The sequence below is a fragment of the Pseudomonas sp. COW5 genome (genome assembly GCF_026240005.1).
Lineage (GTDB): Bacteria > Pseudomonadota > Gammaproteobacteria > Pseudomonadales > Pseudomonadaceae > Aquipseudomonas > Aquipseudomonas kribbensis.
In genome coordinates this window covers 1,071,374-1,089,804 of sequence record NZ_JAPHVP010000001.1, presented here as the reverse complement: position 1 = coordinate 1,089,804, position 18,431 = coordinate 1,071,374, and the positions used below count along the sequence as shown (strand labels likewise).

Annotated in this window: 17 protein-coding genes; 12 read left to right on the top strand and 5 right to left on the bottom strand. The window is 61.2% G+C overall.

Annotated features, from left to right (window positions below):
• Positions 1 to 5 precede the first annotated feature (5 nt).
• The 3 genes from OQ248_RS05050 to OQ248_RS05040 are packed head-to-tail and all read left to right on the top strand — an operon-like array spanning position 6 to position 2,573.
• Positions 6 to 1,283 carry a flavohemoglobin expression-modulating QEGLA motif protein gene (locus tag OQ248_RS05050; protein WP_085712808.1) on the top strand — a complete coding sequence of 426 codons (1,278 nt, stop codon included), beginning with the start codon at positions 6 to 8 and terminating at the stop codon, positions 1,281 to 1,283.
• Positions 1,284 to 1,341: 58 nt separating this feature from the next.
• Positions 1,342 to 2,247 (top strand): alpha/beta hydrolase, encoded by a 906-nt coding sequence (locus OQ248_RS05045; RefSeq protein WP_114881550.1) that lies wholly within the window; start codon positions 1,342 to 1,344, stop codon positions 2,245 to 2,247.
• Complete coding sequence (locus tag OQ248_RS05040) at positions 2,244 to 2,573, top strand: hypothetical protein (RefSeq protein WP_119427141.1); 330 nt, start codon at positions 2,244 to 2,246, stop codon at positions 2,571 to 2,573. The genes OQ248_RS05045 and OQ248_RS05040 overlap by 4 nt, the downstream gene beginning before the upstream one ends.
• Before the next feature lie 293 nt (positions 2,574 to 2,866).
• On the opposite strand, the gene OQ248_RS05035 is transcribed toward OQ248_RS05040, so the two are convergent.
• The 3 genes from OQ248_RS05035 to OQ248_RS05025 form a co-directional block, all read right to left on the bottom strand.
• A complete protein-coding gene (locus tag OQ248_RS05035) occupies positions 2,867 to 3,655 on the bottom strand; it encodes an OmpA family protein (protein WP_085712811.1) in 789 nt (262 codons plus the stop codon).
• Positions 3,656 to 3,710: 55 nt separating this feature from the next.
• Positions 3,711 to 4,115 carry a DUF4398 domain-containing protein gene (locus OQ248_RS05030; protein ID WP_085697302.1) on the bottom strand — a complete coding sequence of 135 codons (405 nt, stop codon included), beginning with the start codon at positions 4,113 to 4,115 and terminating at the stop codon, positions 3,711 to 3,713.
• Positions 4,116 to 4,482: 367 nt separating this feature from the next.
• Entirely contained in the window at positions 4,483 to 4,827 is a 345-nt protein-coding gene (locus OQ248_RS05025; protein ID WP_085688799.1) for a pilin assembly protein, read from the bottom strand.
• 213 nt (positions 4,828 to 5,040) lie between these two features.
• Between OQ248_RS05025 and ppc the strand changes: the two genes are divergently transcribed.
• The 6 genes from ppc to OQ248_RS04995 all read left to right on the top strand — a co-directional run bounded on the left by ppc (position 5,041) and on the right by OQ248_RS04995 (position 11,596).
• A complete protein-coding gene (gene ppc / locus OQ248_RS05020; RefSeq protein ID WP_265812202.1) occupies positions 5,041 to 7,671 on the top strand; it encodes a phosphoenolpyruvate carboxylase in 2,631 nt (876 codons plus the stop codon).
• A gap of 300 nt (positions 7,672 to 7,971) precedes the next feature.
• A complete protein-coding gene (adk, locus tag OQ248_RS05015) occupies positions 7,972 to 8,619 on the top strand; it encodes an adenylate kinase (protein ID WP_085712812.1) in 648 nt (215 codons plus the stop codon).
• A 93-nt stretch (positions 8,620 to 8,712) separates the two neighbouring features.
• A complete protein-coding gene (gene tsaB / locus OQ248_RS05010; RefSeq protein ID WP_265812201.1) occupies positions 8,713 to 9,387 on the top strand; it encodes a tRNA (adenosine(37)-N6)-threonylcarbamoyltransferase complex dimerization subunit type 1 TsaB in 675 nt (224 codons plus the stop codon).
• A 173-nt stretch (positions 9,388 to 9,560) separates the two neighbouring features.
• The gene (locus OQ248_RS05005; RefSeq protein WP_085712814.1) at positions 9,561 to 9,869 is read left to right on the top strand and encodes a hypothetical protein; all 309 of its coding nucleotides are present in this window, start codon (positions 9,561 to 9,563) and stop codon (positions 9,867 to 9,869) included.
• Positions 9,869 to 10,729, top strand: a complete 861-nt coding sequence (locus OQ248_RS05000) for a DUF72 domain-containing protein (RefSeq protein ID WP_265812200.1) — start codon at positions 9,869 to 9,871, stop codon at positions 10,727 to 10,729. The genes OQ248_RS05005 and OQ248_RS05000 overlap by 1 nt, the downstream gene beginning before the upstream one ends.
• Positions 10,730 to 10,759: 30 nt before the next feature.
• Positions 10,760 to 11,596, top strand: a complete 837-nt coding sequence (locus OQ248_RS04995) for an isocitrate lyase/phosphoenolpyruvate mutase family protein (protein WP_265812199.1) — start codon at positions 10,760 to 10,762, stop codon at positions 11,594 to 11,596.
• Between the two features lie 12 nt (positions 11,597 to 11,608).
• Here OQ248_RS04995 and OQ248_RS04990 read toward each other — a convergent pair whose 3' ends face one another.
• A complete protein-coding gene (locus OQ248_RS04990) occupies positions 11,609 to 12,223 on the bottom strand; it encodes an energy transducer TonB (protein ID WP_265812198.1) in 615 nt (204 codons plus the stop codon).
• 96 nt (positions 12,224 to 12,319) lie between these two features.
• On the opposite strand from OQ248_RS04990, the gene OQ248_RS04985 reads away from it, so the two are divergent.
• Positions 12,320 to 13,099 carry a class I SAM-dependent methyltransferase gene (locus OQ248_RS04985; RefSeq protein WP_170931586.1) on the top strand — a complete coding sequence of 260 codons (780 nt, stop codon included), beginning with the start codon at positions 12,320 to 12,322 and terminating at the stop codon, positions 13,097 to 13,099.
• A 45-nt stretch (positions 13,100 to 13,144) separates the two neighbouring features.
• Here the strand turns inward: OQ248_RS04985 and OQ248_RS04980 are convergent, their stop codons facing one another.
• Complete coding sequence (locus tag OQ248_RS04980) at positions 13,145 to 13,780, bottom strand: TetR/AcrR family transcriptional regulator (RefSeq protein WP_114881558.1); 636 nt, start codon at positions 13,778 to 13,780, stop codon at positions 13,145 to 13,147.
• 94 nt (positions 13,781 to 13,874) lie between these two features.
• Here OQ248_RS04980 and OQ248_RS04975 point away from each other — a divergent pair, with 94 nt between their 5' ends.
• The gene (locus OQ248_RS04975; protein WP_085712820.1) at positions 13,875 to 14,975 is read left to right on the top strand and encodes an efflux RND transporter periplasmic adaptor subunit; all 1,101 of its coding nucleotides are present in this window, start codon (positions 13,875 to 13,877) and stop codon (positions 14,973 to 14,975) included.
• Positions 14,976 to 14,981: 6 nt separating this feature from the next.
• Positions 14,982 to 18,050 carry an efflux RND transporter permease subunit gene (locus OQ248_RS04970; protein WP_265812197.1) on the top strand — a complete coding sequence of 1,023 codons (3,069 nt, stop codon included), beginning with the start codon at positions 14,982 to 14,984 and terminating at the stop codon, positions 18,048 to 18,050.
• Positions 18,051 to 18,431 lie beyond the last annotated feature (381 nt).

Here is an 18,431-nt window from a genome sequence, read left to right as displayed (position 1 = left end):
TTCGGGTGGACGATTACCAGCAGACGATACGCACGCTGTCCGATCGCATTGTGCTGGCGCAGACGCCGATTCGCGTCCTTGACGCAGTCAAGTGGGACGAGAACATTCGCAAGGGGTTCCTCAAGGCCAAAGGCAAGGAATTGCCGGCGGTGGATCGCGACTACTACCTCAACCGGCCGCTGTCCTTCGATTCGAGCAAGGTCAAGCTGGAATTCCAGAACATCGAGCGCGACATCACCCGCCAGCTCGGCCAGTTCAACCCGGTCGGCCAGATCATGCGCCGCATGTGCAAGGAATACCGGATGGTGGTGCGCATGCTCGAAGCGCGCGGCACCGAGGATTTCGGCCTGATTTCCCAGGAACTGTATGGCGCTGCGTCCGATGCGTTCCACGCCGGTGACCCGACCCTGGCCGACCTCGGCCTGATGATGTCCGACTACCTGAACAACATCGACGGCCGTGGCGACCTGAAGGACGAACCGAAAATCCTCACCGCCAAGGACGCCGTGCACTTGCTGCAAACACGCCTGAACAAGGTGTTCGGCGAGGCCGAGGAAACCATCCGCGTGTTCGAGTCCGACGGTATCGTCGCCGACGCGGCGGCGGGCGCCGACTACATCAAGATCCGCACCGATGCGATGTTCAATGACCGCGACGTGCGCGCGCTGGAGGTCCACGAAGGCCTGGTGCACGTCGGTACCACGCTCAACGGTTTGAACCAGCCGATCTGCACCTTCCTGTCCAAGGGCCCGCCCTCGTCGACGGTGACTCAGGAAGGTCTGGCGATCCTGATGGAAATCATCACCTTCGCCTCCTACCCGAGCCGCCTGCGCAAGCTGACCAACCGCACACGCGCCATTCATATGGTGGAGGAGGGCGCGGACTTCCTGCAGATTTTCGAGTTCTTCCGTGAGCAGGGCTTCGAAATGGCGGAAAGCTACGGCAACGCCAGTCGGGTGTTCCGTGGATCGACGCCGACCGGTCTGCCATTCACCAAAGACTTGTCCTACCTCAAGGGCTTCATCATGGTTTACAACTACATTCAGTTGGCCGTGCGCAAGGGCAAGCTCGAGCAGGTTCCGCTGTTGTTCTGTGGCAAGACCACGCTGGAGGACATGCGAACCCTGCGGCAACTGGTGGATGAAGGCCTGGTGGTACCGCCCAAATACCTGCCGGACCAGTTCCGTGACATGAACGCGTTGTCGGCGTGGATGTGCTTCTCCAACTTCCTCAATCACTTGAGCCTGGACCGGATCGAGGCCGATTACTCCAACATCCTGTAGGCCCATTGATCATTCCCGCGCTGCGCGCGGGAATCCGAACCTTGCGAGGTTTCACCGGATGAGAATCCTCGGCATCCTCTGCCTGCTCCTGACCCTCGGCGGTTGCAGCTCTTTGCTGTTCTACCCCGAGCCGGGCCAGATATTCACCCCGGAAAAGGCCAAACTCGAATACCGCACCGTCACCCTGACCACCGCCGACGGCCTCAAGCTGAACGCCTGGTGGCTGCCGGCCAAACCCGGCGTCGAGGTCAAGGGCACGGTGTTGCACCTGCACGGTAACGGCGGCAACCTGCCGATGCATCTGGGCGGCAGTTGGTGGTTGCCGAAAAACGGCTATCAGGTGCTGCTGGTGGACTATCGCGGATACGGTCTGTCCGAGGGCAAGCCGAGCCTGCCGGCGATCTATCAGGACATCGACGCCGCATTTGCCTGGCTGGACAAGGCGCCGGAAGTCAAAGGCAAGCCGTTGATCCTGCTCGGCCAGAGTCTCGGCGGTTCGATGGCGGTGCATTGGCTGGTGCAACATCCGGAAAGACAAAAACAGCTCAAGGCCTTTGTGCTCGACGGGGTTCCGGCCAGTTACCGCAGCGTCGGCCAATACGCCCTCAGCACGTCGTGGATGACCTGGCCATTCCAGGTGCCGCTGTCGTGGCTGGTGCCGGACAGCGACAGTGCGATCAACTCGATGCCGCAGCTCAAAGGCGTGCCGAAACTGATCTTCCACAGCATCGACGATCCGCTGGTGCCACTTTCCAATGGCATCCGTCTGTATCAAGCTGCGCCGCCGCCCCGGGTCCTGCAATTGACTCGCGGTGGCCATGTGCAGACCTTCGGCGATCCGGTGTGGCGTCAGGTCATGCTGCGTTACCTTGACGATCCCGAGCATTTCAACGGCCTACGCCGCCTCGGCGAAGTCCCGAATTACCCGCAACCTCCGAATTCTGAAAACGAGAGTCCGCAATGAGTGAAGAACGCAACGCCATCCCGCTGATCATCACCGGTATCTGCAGCATCCTCGGCACCGTCGGCGCCCTGTGGTACTACGGCTACCTGCACTTCGCCAAACCCGAGGATGCGTTGCTGCTCAACGAATTCACCATGCTCAAGACCATTCCCGGCGAAGATTACAAAGTCTCCCTGGACCCGGCGCCGCAAGTGGCGCAGTGCATCGATGGCGTGCTGGTGCTGTTCGACACCGAACAGAAAGGGCTGACCGGGGTGCTGATCAACGCGCAGAAAAAGGCTGTGCGCTGCATGGGGCAGGAAACCCCGCAGAAGCTCGAAGAGTGATTCCGCCGGCGCCCCCTCACCCTAACCCTCTCCCAGAGGGAGAGGGGACTGACCGAGTTGTCTTGCGCTATACATCGACCTGAAAAAACGTGTCGATTATGGATTCGGTAAATCACCGTCAGGTCGACGTATTTCTAGAGCATCTCTCTATCGGCTCCCTCTCCCTCAGGGAGAGGGCTGGGGTGAGGGGCTGCGATCTCAGCTACCCCCACCCATTGCAGGCCGAACACCTCAAACAGAAAAAGCCCCGCCTGATCAATTCAGGCGGGGCTTTTTTCGTTACCGCGTGACGCTTAGTTCGAGCTAACCGCCGAACGCGGCATCACCGGCTGGTTGTCGTTGGAAATGGTCACTTCCACCCGACGGTTCATCGCACGGCCCGAGACGCTGCCGTTATCCGCGACCGGGTATTCCTTGCCGTAGCCCTGCACCACGATGCGCGACGGATCGACGCCCATCTTGATCAGCGCAACCTGCACCGAGGTCGCACGACGCTCGGACAGCGACTGGTTGTACGAAGCGGCGCCGGTGCTGTCGGTGTAGCCCTCGACGATCACTTTGCGGTCCGGGTTTTCCTGGAGGAACTGTGCCAGTTTGTTGATGTTCACCAGACCGCTGGATTTCAGGTCGGCCTTGTTGGTGGCGAACAGCACGTCACCGAAGGTCACCAGCGTACCGCGATCGGTCTGCTTGGCGTTGAGGCTGTCCTGCAGCTGTTTGATCTGTTGATCACGGGCATCCAGACGGGCCTGGGCACGTTGGGCAGCGGCGTTCTTCAGGTTGTTTTCAGCGGTGCGCAGGGCGATGGTCTGCTTGGCCACTTCCACGCGCTGGTTGGTCAGGTAGGCCAGTTGGTCGACCTTGGCCGCGTTTTCCTTGTCCAGATAGGCCTTGTCAGCCTTGTCCAGGTAATCGCTGGCGTCCTTGGTTTCCAGTGCCGCCACCTTGCTCGCCTGTGGGTTGGCCTGCAGGCCGGCGTAGTTGGTGCGCGCCTGTTCCAGGTTCGGGTTCGGTGGCGTCGAGCAGGCAGCCAGGGCAACGCTTGCGGCCAGGAGAGCGGGGATCATCAGTTGTTTACGCATAATCGTTCGTCCTTTCTATCGATAAGAGATTCAGCCTTGCGGTCGGGATGCGCGCTTACTGCACGGTGCGCTGACTTTCCTGACGCAGTTCCTGAACACCTTTCTGGGAATCCTTCACAGCCTGTTCGGCTTTCATCGCCTGAGCCTTGCGTTCGGCAACACGGGCATCCCACTCGGCTTGCTCGGCCAGCGTGCGAGCCTCGTCATACTTCTTGTCGTGCATGGCGATTTCGGCTTGTTTGAGCTTGTCCTGCGCCTGCTTCATTTCCACGGCGGCGAACTCGGTACCGCCGGCGCTGACCGCGCTGTTGACGGCCGATTGAGTCACCGCGTATTGCTCGGTCGGTGGATTACCGGCACAACCGGCCAGCACGAAGCTGGTGCCGATAGCCAGGGCGGCCAGTTTCAGACCGCGCAGGTGGGAGAACGAGGTTTGGGTCTTCATGGTCTTCAACTCCATTGGTTAACTCCTTGGAAGCTTCGAAATCCATCCTGGTAGCGGAGCCGCAACCGTCATGTGCAAGTGCGTTTTGAAACGCTCGTTCCAGGCGTGGTTACCTGTTCCGACCGAAGGCTTTTTTTAAAAGTTCAGAAAAGATGGCTCATCGCCAAAAAATATTCTGACCGAATGGACAGGGCTCTAAACCGGGAACTTTGGCGGGGGAGAGTGGTACGCGCGGGAGTAATAAGGCGTGTGATTTTTGAGTTTGAATACAGTCAATGTGGGAGCGAGCCTGCTCGCGATAGCGTCGGATCAGTCACCACTACAGTGCCTGACAAACCGCTTTCGCGAGCAAGCTCGCTCCCACGTTTCGATTTATGTTGTGTCAGTGTTTTTGCTTGCCGGCTGCGGTCGACAAGTCGTGCAGATGACGCCGCGACAGCGCGAGAAAACGCGGGGTCGGGCCGACATCTTCATACAGCGGATCGCCTTCCTCGTCGGTGGCAACCACGGTCGAACCTTTCACATACGGCAGGCTCGCCTCGAACTCTTCAAGCGCCGCGCCGATCAGTTCGCCGAGCAGTTCTTCGGCATGGCGTTTGGGGTACATCTCGGCAATCGCCGCCAGGCGCGCGGCGGCCTCCACATCCAGATGAATCGTGTAGCCGGTATCGGTCAGGCGACCCTTGGCGGTTTCTTCCCAATGCTGGGCGAGTTCACGGATTTTCATGATGACCTCATGTCGCACCTGCTCGTGGCAGGTCTGGGTGAGTGTCCGCCGTCAGGCGGCGGCAGCCGTTGTGGGGCTTACTGTTGAGACTAGCTTCAGGGCGCAAGGTTTAAAGTCCCTTCGTCGTCTGCTTGTAAGAAGCGTTGCAGAGCGGCACTCTCTGTTCATCCACTCACTTGCGATCCGTCACCGATTACTGCTGGAGAGATGCTGATGACCGATATTGATGCACGCTTGCGCGAAGACGTTCACCTGCTCGGTGAGCTGTTGGGCAACACCATCCGTGACCAGTACGGCGAGGCGTTTCTCGACAAGATCGAGCAGATCCGCAAGGGCGCCAAGGCTGACCGGCGCGGCTCGATGGATGCCGAACTCAGCGCCAGCCTCAATCAGCTGAGCGAAGACGAATTGCTGCCGGTGGCGCGGGCGTTCAACCAGTTTCTCAACCTGGCGAACATCGCCGAGCAGTACCAGCTCATTCATCGCCGCGAAGAGTCGCAAGCCGCACCGTTCGAGTCCCGTGTGCTGCCGGAATTGCTCGCCCGTTTGCGCGAGGAAGGGCACAGCGCCGACTCCCTTGCCCGGCAGTTATCACGACTGGAAATCGAACTGGTGCTGACCGCGCACCCCACCGAAGTGGCCCGGCGCACGCTGATCCAGAAGTACGACGCGATCGCCGCGCAACTGGCCGCCCAAGATCACCGCGACCTGACCAGCGCCGAGCGCGAGCAGATCCACAACACCCTGCAACGCCTGATCGCCGAAGCCTGGCACACCGAAGAAATTCGCCGCACCCGACCGACCCCGGTGGACGAAGCCAAGTGGGGGTTTGCGGTGATCGAGCATTCGCTGTGGCAGGCGATTCCCAACCATATGCGCAAGGCCGATCAGGCACTGTTTGCGGCCACGGGCCTGCGATTGCCGCTGGAAGCCGCGCCGATCCGCTTCGCTTCGTGGATGGGTGGTGACCGCGATGGCAACCCGAACGTGACCGCTGCCGTGACCCGCGAAGTGCTGTTGCTGGCGCGCTGGATGGCGGCGGATCTTTACCTGCGTGATGTCGATCACTTGGCCGCCGAACTGTCGATGCAGCAAGCCAGCGACGCGCTCAAGGCCAAGGCCGGCGACAGCGCCGAACCCTATCGCGCGGTGCTCAAGCAATTGCGTGAACGCCTGCGCGCCACACGCAACTGGGCTCATGCATCGCTGACCGCAACCACCCCGGCACCGGCCGATGTGCTGCACAACAATCGCGATCTGCTCGATCCGCTGGAGCTGTGCTACCACTCGCTGCACGAGTGCGGCATGGGTGTGATCGCCGACGGACCGTTACTCGATTGCCTGCGTCGGGCCGTGACCTTCGGCCTGTTCCTGGTGCGCCTCGATGTGCGTCAGGACTCGTCGCGACACACCGCAGCGATGACCGAAATTACTGACTACCTCGGCCTTGGTCGCTATGAAGACTGGGATGAAGAACAGCGCATCAGCTTCCTGACCCGCGAACTGCAGAACCGACGACCGCTGCTGCCGGCGCATTTCAAGCCTTCGGCAGACACCGCCGAAGTGCTCGCCACCTGCAAGGAAATCGCCGCCGCGCCGGGGGCTTCGCTGGGTTCCTATGTGATCTCCATGGCCGGTGCCGCCTCGGATGTGCTCGCGGTGCAACTGCTGCTGAAGGACTCTGGTGTTCTGCGGCCGATGCGCGTGGTGCCGTTGTTCGAGACCCTGGCGGACCTCGATAACGCCGGCCCGGTGATCGAGCGTCTGTTGCTGCTGCCGGGTTATCGCGCACGTCTGCAAGGCCCGCAGGAAGTGATGATCGGTTATTCCGACTCGGCCAAGGACGCCGGCACCACCGCAGCGGCCTGGGCGCAATATCGGGCTCAGGAGCGGCTGGTGGAAATCTGCCGCGAGCAGCAAGTCGAACTGCTGCTGTTCCACGGTCGCGGTGGCACCGTGGGCCGTGGCGGCGGCCCGGCTCACGCGGCGATTCTGTCGCAGCCGCCGGGTTCGGTGGCTGGACGCTTCCGCACCACCGAGCAGGGGGAAATGATTCGATTCAAATTCGGCCTGCCGGACATCGCCGAGCAAAACCTCAATCTCTATCTGGCTGCCGTGCTCGAAGCGACCCTGCTGCCACCGCCGCCACCGACACCCGAATGGCGTCATCTGATGGACGAATTGGCCGCTGACGGTGTGGCGGCCTATCGCGCCGTGGTCCGGGAAAATCCGCAATTCGTCGAGTATTTCCGCCAGTCGACACCCGAGCAGGAGCTGGGACGTTTGCCGTTGGGCAGCCGTCCGGCCAAGCGTCGCGCCGGCGGCATCGAAAGCCTGCGGGCGATTCCGTGGATCTTCGGCTGGACCCAGACGCGTTTGATGCTGCCTGCGTGGCTCGGCTGGGAAACGGCGCTGAGCAAGGCGCTGGAGCGCGGCGAAGGCGAGCTGCTGGGGCAGATGCGCGAGCAGTGGCCGTTTTTCCGCACCCGCATCGACATGCTGGAAATGGTCCTGGCCAAGGCCGACGCCGACATTGCGCTGTCCTACGACGAGCGACTGGTGGAGTCGGACTTGTTACCTTTGGGTGTGCACTTACGCGACCTATTGTCGCAGGCATGTTCCGTGGTCCTCGGCCTGACCGGTCAGTCGCAACTGCTGGCACATAGCCCGGACACCCTGGAATTCATCCGCCTGCGCAACACCTATCTCGACCCGCTGCATCTATTGCAGGCCGAACTGCTGGCGCGTTCGCGACAGTCGAACGTCGAGCAGGACAGCCCGGTAGAACAGGCGTTGCTGGTGTCTGTGGCGGGGATTGCCGCCGGTTTGCGAAATACCGGCTAAGGTTTTCTGCGTGGGGCGGGGCACCCGGGGCAAACGTCGGGTGCCGTTTATCGAGCGTGGGAAAAATGCGGGCAAGCGACAGTTAATGATGGGGTTGCGACTTGGGGAACCGCGTCGCAAGGTCGCGGCAGGCGCCGGTTTCTCCGACTTTTGGCGTCTTGTGTGGGCGCAGCCTGCTGTGTATCTTGGTCAGCCTCTGGCCGTTTGGGCGGTCACGACCCTATTTCCAGGATTTCGCCCCATGAGGCGAATCCGTTGTTTTGCAAAAGCTTTTTATAAAAAAATTGAGGAGCACATCTAATGCGCGTCATTCTGCTGGGAGCTCCCGGGGCCGGTAAAGGTACTCAGGCTAAGTTCATCACCGAGAAATTCGGCATTCCGCAAATCTCCACCGGCGACATGCTGCGTGCTGCGGTCAAGGCCGGCACCGAGCTGGGCATCAAGGCCAAGAGCATCATGGATGCCGGCGGCCTGGTGTCGGATGACCTGATCATCGCACTGGTAAAGGACCGCATCGCTCAGGCTGACTGCGCCAACGGTTTCCTGTTCGACGGTTTCCCGCGCACCATTCCTCAGGCTGAAGCGCTGGTGACCGCCGGTGTCGAGCTGGATGCCGTGGTTGAAATCGCCGTTGAAGACGAAGAAATCGTTCAGCGTATCGCTGGCCGTCGCGTTCACGAGGCCAGCGGCCGCGTGTACCACATCGTCTACAACCCGCCGAAGATTGCCGGTAAAGACGACATCACCGGTGAAGAACTGGTGCAGCGCAAGGACGACACCGAAGAAACCGTGCGTCATCGCCTGTCGGTCTATCACTCGCAGACCAAACCGCTGGTGGATTTCTACCAGAAGCTGTCGGCCGCCAACGGCAAGCCGAAGTACAGCCACATCCCGGGTGTCGGTTCGGTTGAAGCGATCACCGCCAAGGTTCTTGAAGCTCTGAGCTGAAAAACCTGATCCGCTGCATCATCCACGGCCCGCTTGCGGGCCGTAGTTGTTTATACTGGCGCACTTTTCCCCACCTGATTTACGGACACATCGATGAGCACCTTGCTGGCCCTGGACACCGCGACTGAAGCTTGCTCCGTTGCCTTGCTGCATGACGGCAAGGTCACGAGCCATTACGAGGTGATCCCGCGCCTGCACGCGCAGAAACTGCTGCCGATGATCCAGCAATTGCTGGCCGACGCCGGCACCACGCTGCAAGCGGTGGACGCGATTGCCTTCGGTCGCGGCCCGGGCGCATTCACCGGTGTGCGGATCGCCATCGGCGTGGTGCAAGGCCTGGCGTTCGCGCTGGATCGTCCGGTATTGCCGGTGTCGAACCTCGCGGTACTCGCGCAACGCGCTTATCGCGAACACGGCGTGAGCCAGGTCGCAGCGGCCATCGATGCGCGCATGGATGAAGTGTATTGGGGCTGCTACCGCGAGACGGCCGGGGAGATGCGTCTGGTCGGCACCGAGGCGGTGCTGCCGCCGGAAGTCGCCGCGCTGCCGGACGATGCGGCTGGCGACTGGTTCGGAGCCGGCACCGGTTGGGGCTACGGCGAACGCATCGCTGTCAGCCTGAGCGGTTCCGATGCGGGCATGTTGCCCCACGCCGAAGATCTGCTGACGCTGGCGCGATTCGCCTGGGAACGTGGCGAGTCGATTCCGGCCGACGACGCCCAGCCGGTTTACCTGCGCGATAAAGTCGCCACGCCGAAAGCCCGCTGATGATTTCGACCCTGTGGCATTCGCCGCAGGGTCTTGCAAATGCCTGCCAATCGTCCGTTTCCAACCCCGCGCTTTAAACCTTTTGTCTTTTATGTGTTCTAGTTATCACTCGGCGATTTGCTAAGTCGGTCAGGTGCCGCTAAATTGCCATCATCGATACCGAGCATGACTTTATGCGTATAGACGGCGTTTCCACTCATTCCTACCCCATCAAGCGCAAGCCTCGCAAAGGCAATCCGGCGCTGGATGAATCCGTCGAGGATATTGAAGGCGAGCTGGAATTCCCCACCGAAGCGCAACTGGCTGCCCGCGCCGCCAAGGCCTCCGCGCAACGCCTGAGCAATCTGCCCGCCCGCCAACAAGACATGATTTATCACCGTGCGATGAAGAAAAGCGTGGCCATGGCCCTGGCCAGCTACCTGAGCACCGCCGGTTTTGTCGATTGGGACGCAGACGTGCTGGGCCTCGATCTGTACATCTGATGGATCTGCCTTACTACCTCGGTTGCCCGTCCTGGAGTGAAAACGCCTGGCGCGAGTATCTGTATCCGGTAGACGCCAAGACCTCCGATTTCCTCGGTCTCTATTCGCAAGTGTTCAACGCCGTGGAAGGCAATACGACTTTCTACGCCAGTCCGTCGCCGGCCACCGTGCAGCGTTGGGCCGAGGTCATGCCCGAACACTTTCGCTTCACCGCCAAATTCCCCGGCGACATCAGCCACGACGGTGACTTGCGCGATCAACTGACCGCCGCCGAAACCTTCATCCAGCTGCTTGGCCCGCTCGGCGAACGCGTATCGCCACTGTGGCTGCAACTGTCGAAAAGCTTCACTCCACAACGTTTGCCAGAGCTCGCAGCCTTCATCGACGCGTTTGATCGACCGCTGGCGGTGGAAGTGCGCCATGAGCAGTTCTTCGCCAAGGGCGAAAGTGAACGCCTGCTCAATCGCCTGCTGCTGGATCGCGGTGTGGAGCGCATCTGCCTCGATCCGCGCGCGCTGTTCAGTTGCCTGTCCACCGAGTCTTCGGTAATCCACGCTCAATCGAAAAAGCCCCGCGTGCCAACCCGCCCGGCAGCGTTCACCCAATTCCCGCAGGTGCGCTTCATCGGCCATCCCGAGCTTGAGGCCAACGATCCGTTCCTGGTGCCGTGGGTGGCGAAGATTGCCGAGTGGATCGAAGAGGGCCGCACGCCTTACATCTTTCTGCACACCGCCGATAACATCCTGGCGGCCAAACTCGCGCAGCGATTCCATGCACAGCTGATGCAACGTTTGCCTGGCCTGCCATCGCTGCCTGAGCTATACAGAGAACCCGCCGCCGAGCAACTTGGTTTGCTCTGAGGCGGATTTTTTCTGCCCAGGAGCCTGCCGATGGACGCCCAAGCCCGCAAAGAACAAGTCCGTAAAGCCGAAGCCTTCAAAGCCTTGCATGAACGTCCCGGGATTTTCGTGATTCCCAATCCGTGGGATGCCGGTTCCGCGAAGATGCTTGCCAGTCTGGGCTACCAAGCGTTGGCGACCACCAGTGCCGGTTATGCGTTTTCCCAGGGCAAACCCGATGGCGCGCTTGGTCTCGAAGAAACCCTGAATAATGTTCGGGCAATTGCTGCAGCCACGGATCTGCCCGTGGCGGTGGATCTGGAAAACGGTTTTGCCGACGCTCCGGCCGAGTCGGCGCAAAGCCTGCTGCGCGCCGCCGAAGCGGGCGCCGTGGGTGGCTCGATCGAAGATGCCACTGGCCGTCCGGACGCTCCGATCTACTGTTTCGAACACGCCGTGGCACGGGTCGAAGCCGCCGTTGCCGCTGTTCGAACCTTACCGTTTCCCTTCACCCTGACGGCCCGCGCGGAAAACTACCTGCACGGCAATCCGGATATAAATGACACCATTCGCCGCCTGCAGGCGTTCGCCGAAGCAGGGGCCGACGTGCTCTATGCTCCGGGTTTGAGGACGGCTGAAGAAGTATTGGCGGTGGTGCGCGCAGTGGCGCCGAAACCGGTCAACGTGTTGATGTCCGGTAGCCTGAAACTGACCGTGCTGCAACTGGAAGAAATGGGTGTGAAGCGCATCAGTACCGGCTCGGCGCTGGCGCTGGCGGCGTTTGGCGAATTCTTCCGGGCTGCCGAGGAAATCCAGCAATCGGGCACGTTCGGTTTCACTTCGCGTTCGATGCCGTACGCCAAGGCCAATCAATTCTTCAAGGATTGAAGCGAGGCGGGATCAGGCGGCGATGCGCAGGTTCTGCTGAACGATCGGGCGTACCCAGCCGTTATCGAAGTCCAGGGCTTTCTGCTGTTCGACGATCTCTTCCGGCGGGAACGGCGGGTAAGGTTGCAGCAGATCCAGGTCGAACTCGGCGATCGGCAGGTACAGCGGCTTTTTCTGCGGGGCAGGGCCCGGTTCCGGAATCGGCTGGCCGTTGTTGATCACGACAGGACGAACCCAGCTGCTGTCGAAGTCCTGCTGCTTTTGCTGAGTCTTGATGTCTTCCGGCGGGAACGGTGGGTACGGCTCGGCCAGTGTCATATCGATTTCGGCAATCGGCAGGAACAGCGGCTCGGGTGGGCGTACCTGGGTTTCCACTACATCGCATTCGCGCTGGTCGATGATGTGGGCGTGCAGTTCGCTGCCGACAGTCGGTTCTTCAGGGCTTTCCAGATCGACCGGTGGGAATGTCCCGCAGGCCGGCACCACATCACTCGATTGTTCGGCCAGTGCCTGGGCAAAGAAATCCTGCCACAGGTGGCTGACGCCGCCCAATGCTTGAGTGTTATGACGGCTGAAATCGCCTGTGGGCGAAATGTAGCCAATCGATGTGGGAAGAATGCCTGACATTTTTTTCGGTCGACGCTCAGCTCTGGCAAAATGCGCGTTGATTGGGTTATCGGCGGTTTTTGCCGATCCTTAACTTTTTTGAGCGTGTTTTCCATGATTGAGCAACCTGCGGCCTGCCGCATCCATGTCGAAGCCCTCGGCCCGACGTTCGAAGCGCAGGCCGAGCAGTGGGCGCAGCGCCTGAATCTGCCGTTGCAGGTGGCCGACGGCGAGTTTGCCTTGCAGGTCGGCGAGCAGGGCTTGCAGCTGCAACAACTGGGGCCGGATGCGCCGGGCCCGGTGCGGGTCGACTTCGTCGAGGGCGGTGCGGCCCATCGTCGGTTGTACGGTGGTGGCAGTGGACAGATGATCGCCAAGGCGGTCGGTATCGCCCAGGGCGTGCGTCCGCGGGTGCTGGATGCCACGGCGGGGCTCGGGAAGGATGCGTTCGTGCTGGCGAGCCTGGGCTGCGAGATGAGCCTGATCGAGCGTCAACCGCTGATCGGCGCGCTGCTGGAAGATGGCCTGGCCCGGGCGGCGGAAGATTTCGACGTGGCACCGATCGTGGCGCGGATGACCCTGCTCAAAGGCAACTCCATCGATGTGATGCGCAACTGGGAAGGCGAGCCGCCGCAGGTGATCTACCTCGACCCGATGTTCCCGCACCGCGAGAAAACCGCCTTGGTGAAGAAGGAAATGCGCCTGTTCCGCCCGCTGGTGGGCGACGATCCGGATGCACCGGCCCTGCTTGAAGCGGCATTGGCGCTGGCCACGCACCGGGTGGTGGTCAAGCGCCCGCGCAAGGCGCCGTGCATCGAAGGGCCGAAGCCGAGCCATGCGCTGGATGGCAAATCCAGCCGCTACGACATCTACCCGAAGAAAGCGCTCAAGGCCTGAGCCGTCGCATAAGAAAATCCCACGCATGGCGTGGGATTTTTATTTTCAGGGTCGATAGGCCCGCATGAACAGCTCGACCACTTCCTGCACATGGCTTTCCGCCGCCTCGCCGGTCAGTGGTTCACCGCAGCCATACAGCAACCGGAAATTCCCCGCGCCCTTGATCAGGCAGAAGAAATGCTCGGCGGCGTTGTGCGGGTTGTCGATGCGCAGCGCACCAGTTTCATCGATCCGCCGCAGAAGTCGCTCCATGCCTTGCACCATGCGCTGCGGGCCGGCCTCGAAGAAGATCAGCGACAGCTTCGGATCCTGACTGCCCAGCGCCATGATCAGGCGATGCAGGTTCACCGACTCATCGCTGTTGATCAGGTGGTGAAAGCCTCTGGCAATGTTCAGCAACACATTTTCCACCGCGATGCCGTCCGGCAATTCGAAGAACAGCGGCGGCAATTGCTCCTCGCATTTGGCCACGACGGCGGCGGAAAACAGCGTCTCCTTGTCATTGAAATGGCTATAGACCGTCAGCTTCGACACGCCAGCCTCGGCGGCCACCGCGTCCATGCTGGTGTTGGCATAGCCGTGACTCAGGAACAGGATTTTCGCCGCTTCGAGAATCGCCTGGCGCTTGGCCGGATCCTTCGGGCGGCCGGGGCCGTTTGGAGCTGAAAGATTGTTCGACATTCTTCGCTTTTAATACTGGACTGGTGAGTTTGCTATTAATAACATACCGGCCAGTATAAATATTCCAAGCCTCCTTAGCGAAAGGTCCTTCACCATGTTCCGCCATGCGTTGTCCTTTGCGGTGCCAGTCACTCTGGCGTTTTTATTGTCGGCATGTGGCAAGGAAGAGGTGACGCCAGTCAGCGTGCGACCGGCCATGGTGGTACAGCCAGAGCCTTCGGCGCAGGCGATGGAAAGTTATCCGGGCGAGGTTCGCGCCCGCTATGAACCGGATCTGGCGTTCCGCATTGGCGGCAAAGTCAGCCGACGACTGGTCGAGGAAGGCCAGCGCGTGAAGGCCGATCAACCCCTGGCCGAACTCGATCCGCAGGACGTACGCCTGCAACTGGAAGCCACCCGCGCCCAGGTCACCGCCGCCGAAGCCAATCTGAATCTGGTGCGCGCCGAGCGTGACCGCTACAAGACCCTGATGGAACGGCAGATGGTCAGCCGCTCGGCCTACGACAATGCCGAAAACCTCTACCGCTCCGGTGAGGCCCGCCTCAAACAGATCAAAGCCGAATTCAACGTCTCGACCAATCAAGCCAGTTACGCCGTATTGCGCGCGCCTCAGGACGGTGTGGTCGCCAAGCGTTCGGTGGAAGTCGGGCAAGTGGTCGCCGCCGGGCAGACCGTATTCACCCTCGCCACCGATGGCGAACGCGAAGTGTCGATCAGCCTGCCGGAGCAAAGCTTCGGCCGGTTCAAGGTCGGCCAGCCTGTGTCCGTGGAGCTGTGGACGCAACCGAACCAGCGCTTCGCCGGCAAAATCCGTGAACTGTCGCCAGCGGCCGATCCGAAATCCCGAACCTTCGCCGCCCGCATCGCCTTCACCGCCGGCAACGTGCCTGTCGAACTCGGCCAGAGCGCCCGGGTGTTCGTCCAGACCGCCGACGTGATCCCGCTGTCGGTGCCGCTCTCGGCCCTGACCGCTGAAAACGGCGCGACCTACGTCTGGGTCGTCAGCGCCAACAACACCTTGAAAAAGACGCCCGTGCGCATCGGCCCGTTCGGCGAGAAAACCGTGCCGGTGCTCGAAGGCCTCAACGCCAGCGACTGGGTCGTGGCCGCCGGCGTGCATGTGCTGCTGGAAGGGCAGCAGGTGCGTCCCGTGGATCGCTCCAACCGTGTGGTCAATCTGGCGGACAAGGAGTAAGTCCCGATGCGCTTCAACCTTTCCGAATGGGCGCTGCGTAATCGCCAGATCGTACTGTTCCTGATGCTTTTGCTGGCCATCGTCGGCGCCTTGTCCTACACCAAACTCGGCCAGAGTGAAGACCCGCCGTTCACCTTCAAGGCCATGGTCATCCAGACCCGCTGGCCCGGCGCCACAGCGCAGGAAGTCTCGCGCCAGGTCACCGAGCGCATCGAAAAGAAACTGATGGAAACCGGTGAGTACGAACGCATTGTTTCGTTCTCCCGTCCCGGTGAATCACAGGTCACCTTCATCGCCCGCGACTCGATGCATTCGGTGGAGATCCCGGACCTCTGGTATCAGGTGCGCAAGAAGGTCGGCGATATCCGCCAGACTTTGCCGCCGGGCATTCAGGGCCCGTTCTTCAACGATGAATTCGGCACCACGTTCGGCAATATTTACGCCCTGACCGGCGACGGTTTCGACTACGCCGTGCTCAAGGATTACGCCGACCGCATCCAGATCCAGCTGCAACGGGTCAAGGACGTGGGCAAGGTCGACTTGCTCGGGCTGCAGGACGAGAAGATCTGGGTCGAGCTGTCCAACGTCAAACTCGCCACCCTCGGCTTGCCGCTGGCGGCAGTCCAGCAGGCGCTGGAAGAGCAGAACGCGGTGTCCACCGCCGGCTTCTTCGAGACCGGCAGCGAGCGATTACAGCTACGGGTTTCGGGGAATTTTCAGACAGTCGACGAGATCCGGAACTTCCCGATCCGGGTCGGTGATCGTACCTTCCGCATCTCCGATGTCGCCGACGTGCGGCGCGGTTTCAACGATCCGCCGGCGCCACGCATGCGCTTCATGGGCGAAGACGCGATCGGGCTGGCGGTAGCGATGAAGGACGGCGGCGACATTCTGGTGCTGGGCAAGGCCCTGGAAACCGAATTCTCCCGCCTCCAGAAAAACCTCCCGGCCGGCATGCAGCTGCGCAAGGTGTCCGATCAGCCGGCGGCGGTGAAAAGTGGAGTCGGCGAGTTCGTCCAGGTGTTGGTCGAAGCGCTGGCCATCGTGTTGCTGGTGAGCTTCTTCTCCCTTGGCGTGCGCACCGGCATGGTGGTGGCGCTGACCATTCCGCTGGTGCTGGCGATGACCTTCGCCTGCATGTATTACCTCGGCATAGGGCTGCACAAGATTTCCCTCGGCGCGCTGGTGCTGGCGCTGGGCTTGCTGGTGGACGACGCGATCATCGCCGTGGAAATGATGGCGATCAAAATGGAGCAGGGCTTCGACCGGATCAAGGCGGCCAGTTACGCCTGGACCAGCACCGCATTCCCGATGCTCACCGGTACGCTGATCACCGCCGCAGGGTTCCTGCCGATTGCCACCGCGCAGTCCGGCACCGGTGAATACACCCGCTCGATCTTTCAGGTCGTCACCATCGCGTTGCTGGCTTCGTGGGTGGCGGCGGTGATGTTTGTGCCGTACCTCGGGGAAAAACTCCTGCCGGACCTGGCGAAAATTCACGCGGCCAAACACGGCAGTGGTGACGGTCAGCCGGATCCTTATGCCACACCGTTTTATCAGCGGGTTCGACGTCTGGTGGAGTGGTGCGTGCGTCGGCGTAAAACGGTGATCGTGCTGACGGTGGGGCTGTTTGTCGCTTCGGTGATGTTGTTCAAGTTCGTCCCGCAGCAGTTCTTCCCGGCCTCCAACCGACTGGAGCTGATGGTTGATCTGAAACTGGCGGAAGGCGCTTCGCTGGCCAACACCACCGCAGAGGTCAAGCGACTGGAAGCGATGCTCAAGGATCACGCCGGCATCGACAATTACGTGGCCTACGTCGGTACTGGCTCACCACGTTTCTATCTGCCGCTGGATCAGCAACTGCCGGCAGCGAGCTTTGCCCAGTTCGTGGTGTTGGCGAAAACCATCGAGGAGCGTGAAGCGCTGCGGACGTGGCTGATCGATACCCTCAACGAACAATTCCCGGCCCTGCGCTCACGGGTCACGCGACTGGAGAACGGCCCGCCGGTTGGCTATCCGGTGCAGTTCCGCGTCACGGGCGAGCACATCGAAGAGGTCCGTGCGCTGGCCCGGAAAGTCGCGGCCAAGGTGCGCGAGAATCCGCACGTAGTGAACGTGCATCTGGACTGGGAAGAGCCGAGCAAGGTCGTGTATCTGAACATCGATCAGGATCGCGCCCGGGCCCTGGGCGTCAGCACGGCGAACCTGGCGAAATTCCTTCAGAGCTCGCTGACCGGTTCCAGTGTCAGCCAGTACCGCGAAGACAACGAACTGATCGAAATCCTCCTGCGCGGCACCGTGCATGAGCGCACCGAACTGTCGCTGCTGCCGAGTCTGGCGGTGCCGACCGACAACGGTCGCAGCGTCGCGCTGTCGCAGATTGCCACGCTGGAATATGGCTTCGAGGAAGGCATCATCTGGCATCGCAACCGACTGCCGACTGTGACGGTGCGGGCCGATATCTATGGCAAGGAGCAACCGGCAACGCTGGTGAAACAGATCCAGCCGACCCTCGATCCGATCCGTGCCGAATTGCCTGACGGTTATCTGCTGGACGTCGGCGGCACCGTAGAAGATTCCGAGCGCGGGCAGAAGTCGGTGAACGCCGGCGTGCCGATGTTCATTGTCGTGGTCCTGACCTTGCTGATGGTGCAGTTGCGCAGTTTCTCGCGCACGGCGATGGTGTTTCTGACGGCGCCGCTGGGGCTGATCGGGGTGACGCTGTTTCTGCTGGTGTTCCGTCAGCCGTTCGGGTTTGTGGCGATGCTGGGGACGATTGCGCTGTCGGGGATGATCATGCGCAACTCGGTGATTCTGGTGGATCAGATCGAGCAGGATATTGCGGCGGGCCTGAAGCCTTGGCAGGCGATCATTGAGGCGACCGTGCGCCGGTTCCGGCCGATTGTGTTGACGGCGTTGGCGGCGGTGCTGGCGATGATTCCGCTTTCACGCAGTGTGTTTTTCGGGCCGATGGCGGTGGCGATCATGGGCGGGTTGATTGTGGCGACTGCTTTGACGCTTTTGTTTTTGCCGGCGTTGTATGCGGCTTGGTTCAGGGTTCGTCGGGACGGTTGATTTGCTTTGTTGAGCGTGGCGGCCTTTGGGCCGACCAGGCTCTGGGTGTTCTTTGTGAATATCCGTTGCTTCGGGTGTTGCCGCTGGCGGTTCCGCTCTTACAGCGGCTCACTTTTCCAAACGCCGAAAAGTAAGCAAAAGGCTTGGCCCCGGCGTACGGCACCTCGCTTTGGCTCGGTGTTCCTTCGTTCCGGGATTCATCCGGGGGCATCGCCTCCGGTTTGCTTCGCTGCACCTCCTCTCGATGTGTTCGACTTCGTCGAACGGCGCTTCGCGCCTACCCCCGGATAAATCCCTCCACTCAGCCTGCCGATGGGGCCGGCACGTCAAAAGCGGTACTCGAGCTAACGCTCATCGTGTTGAGTGGGGCGGCTGTGCCGC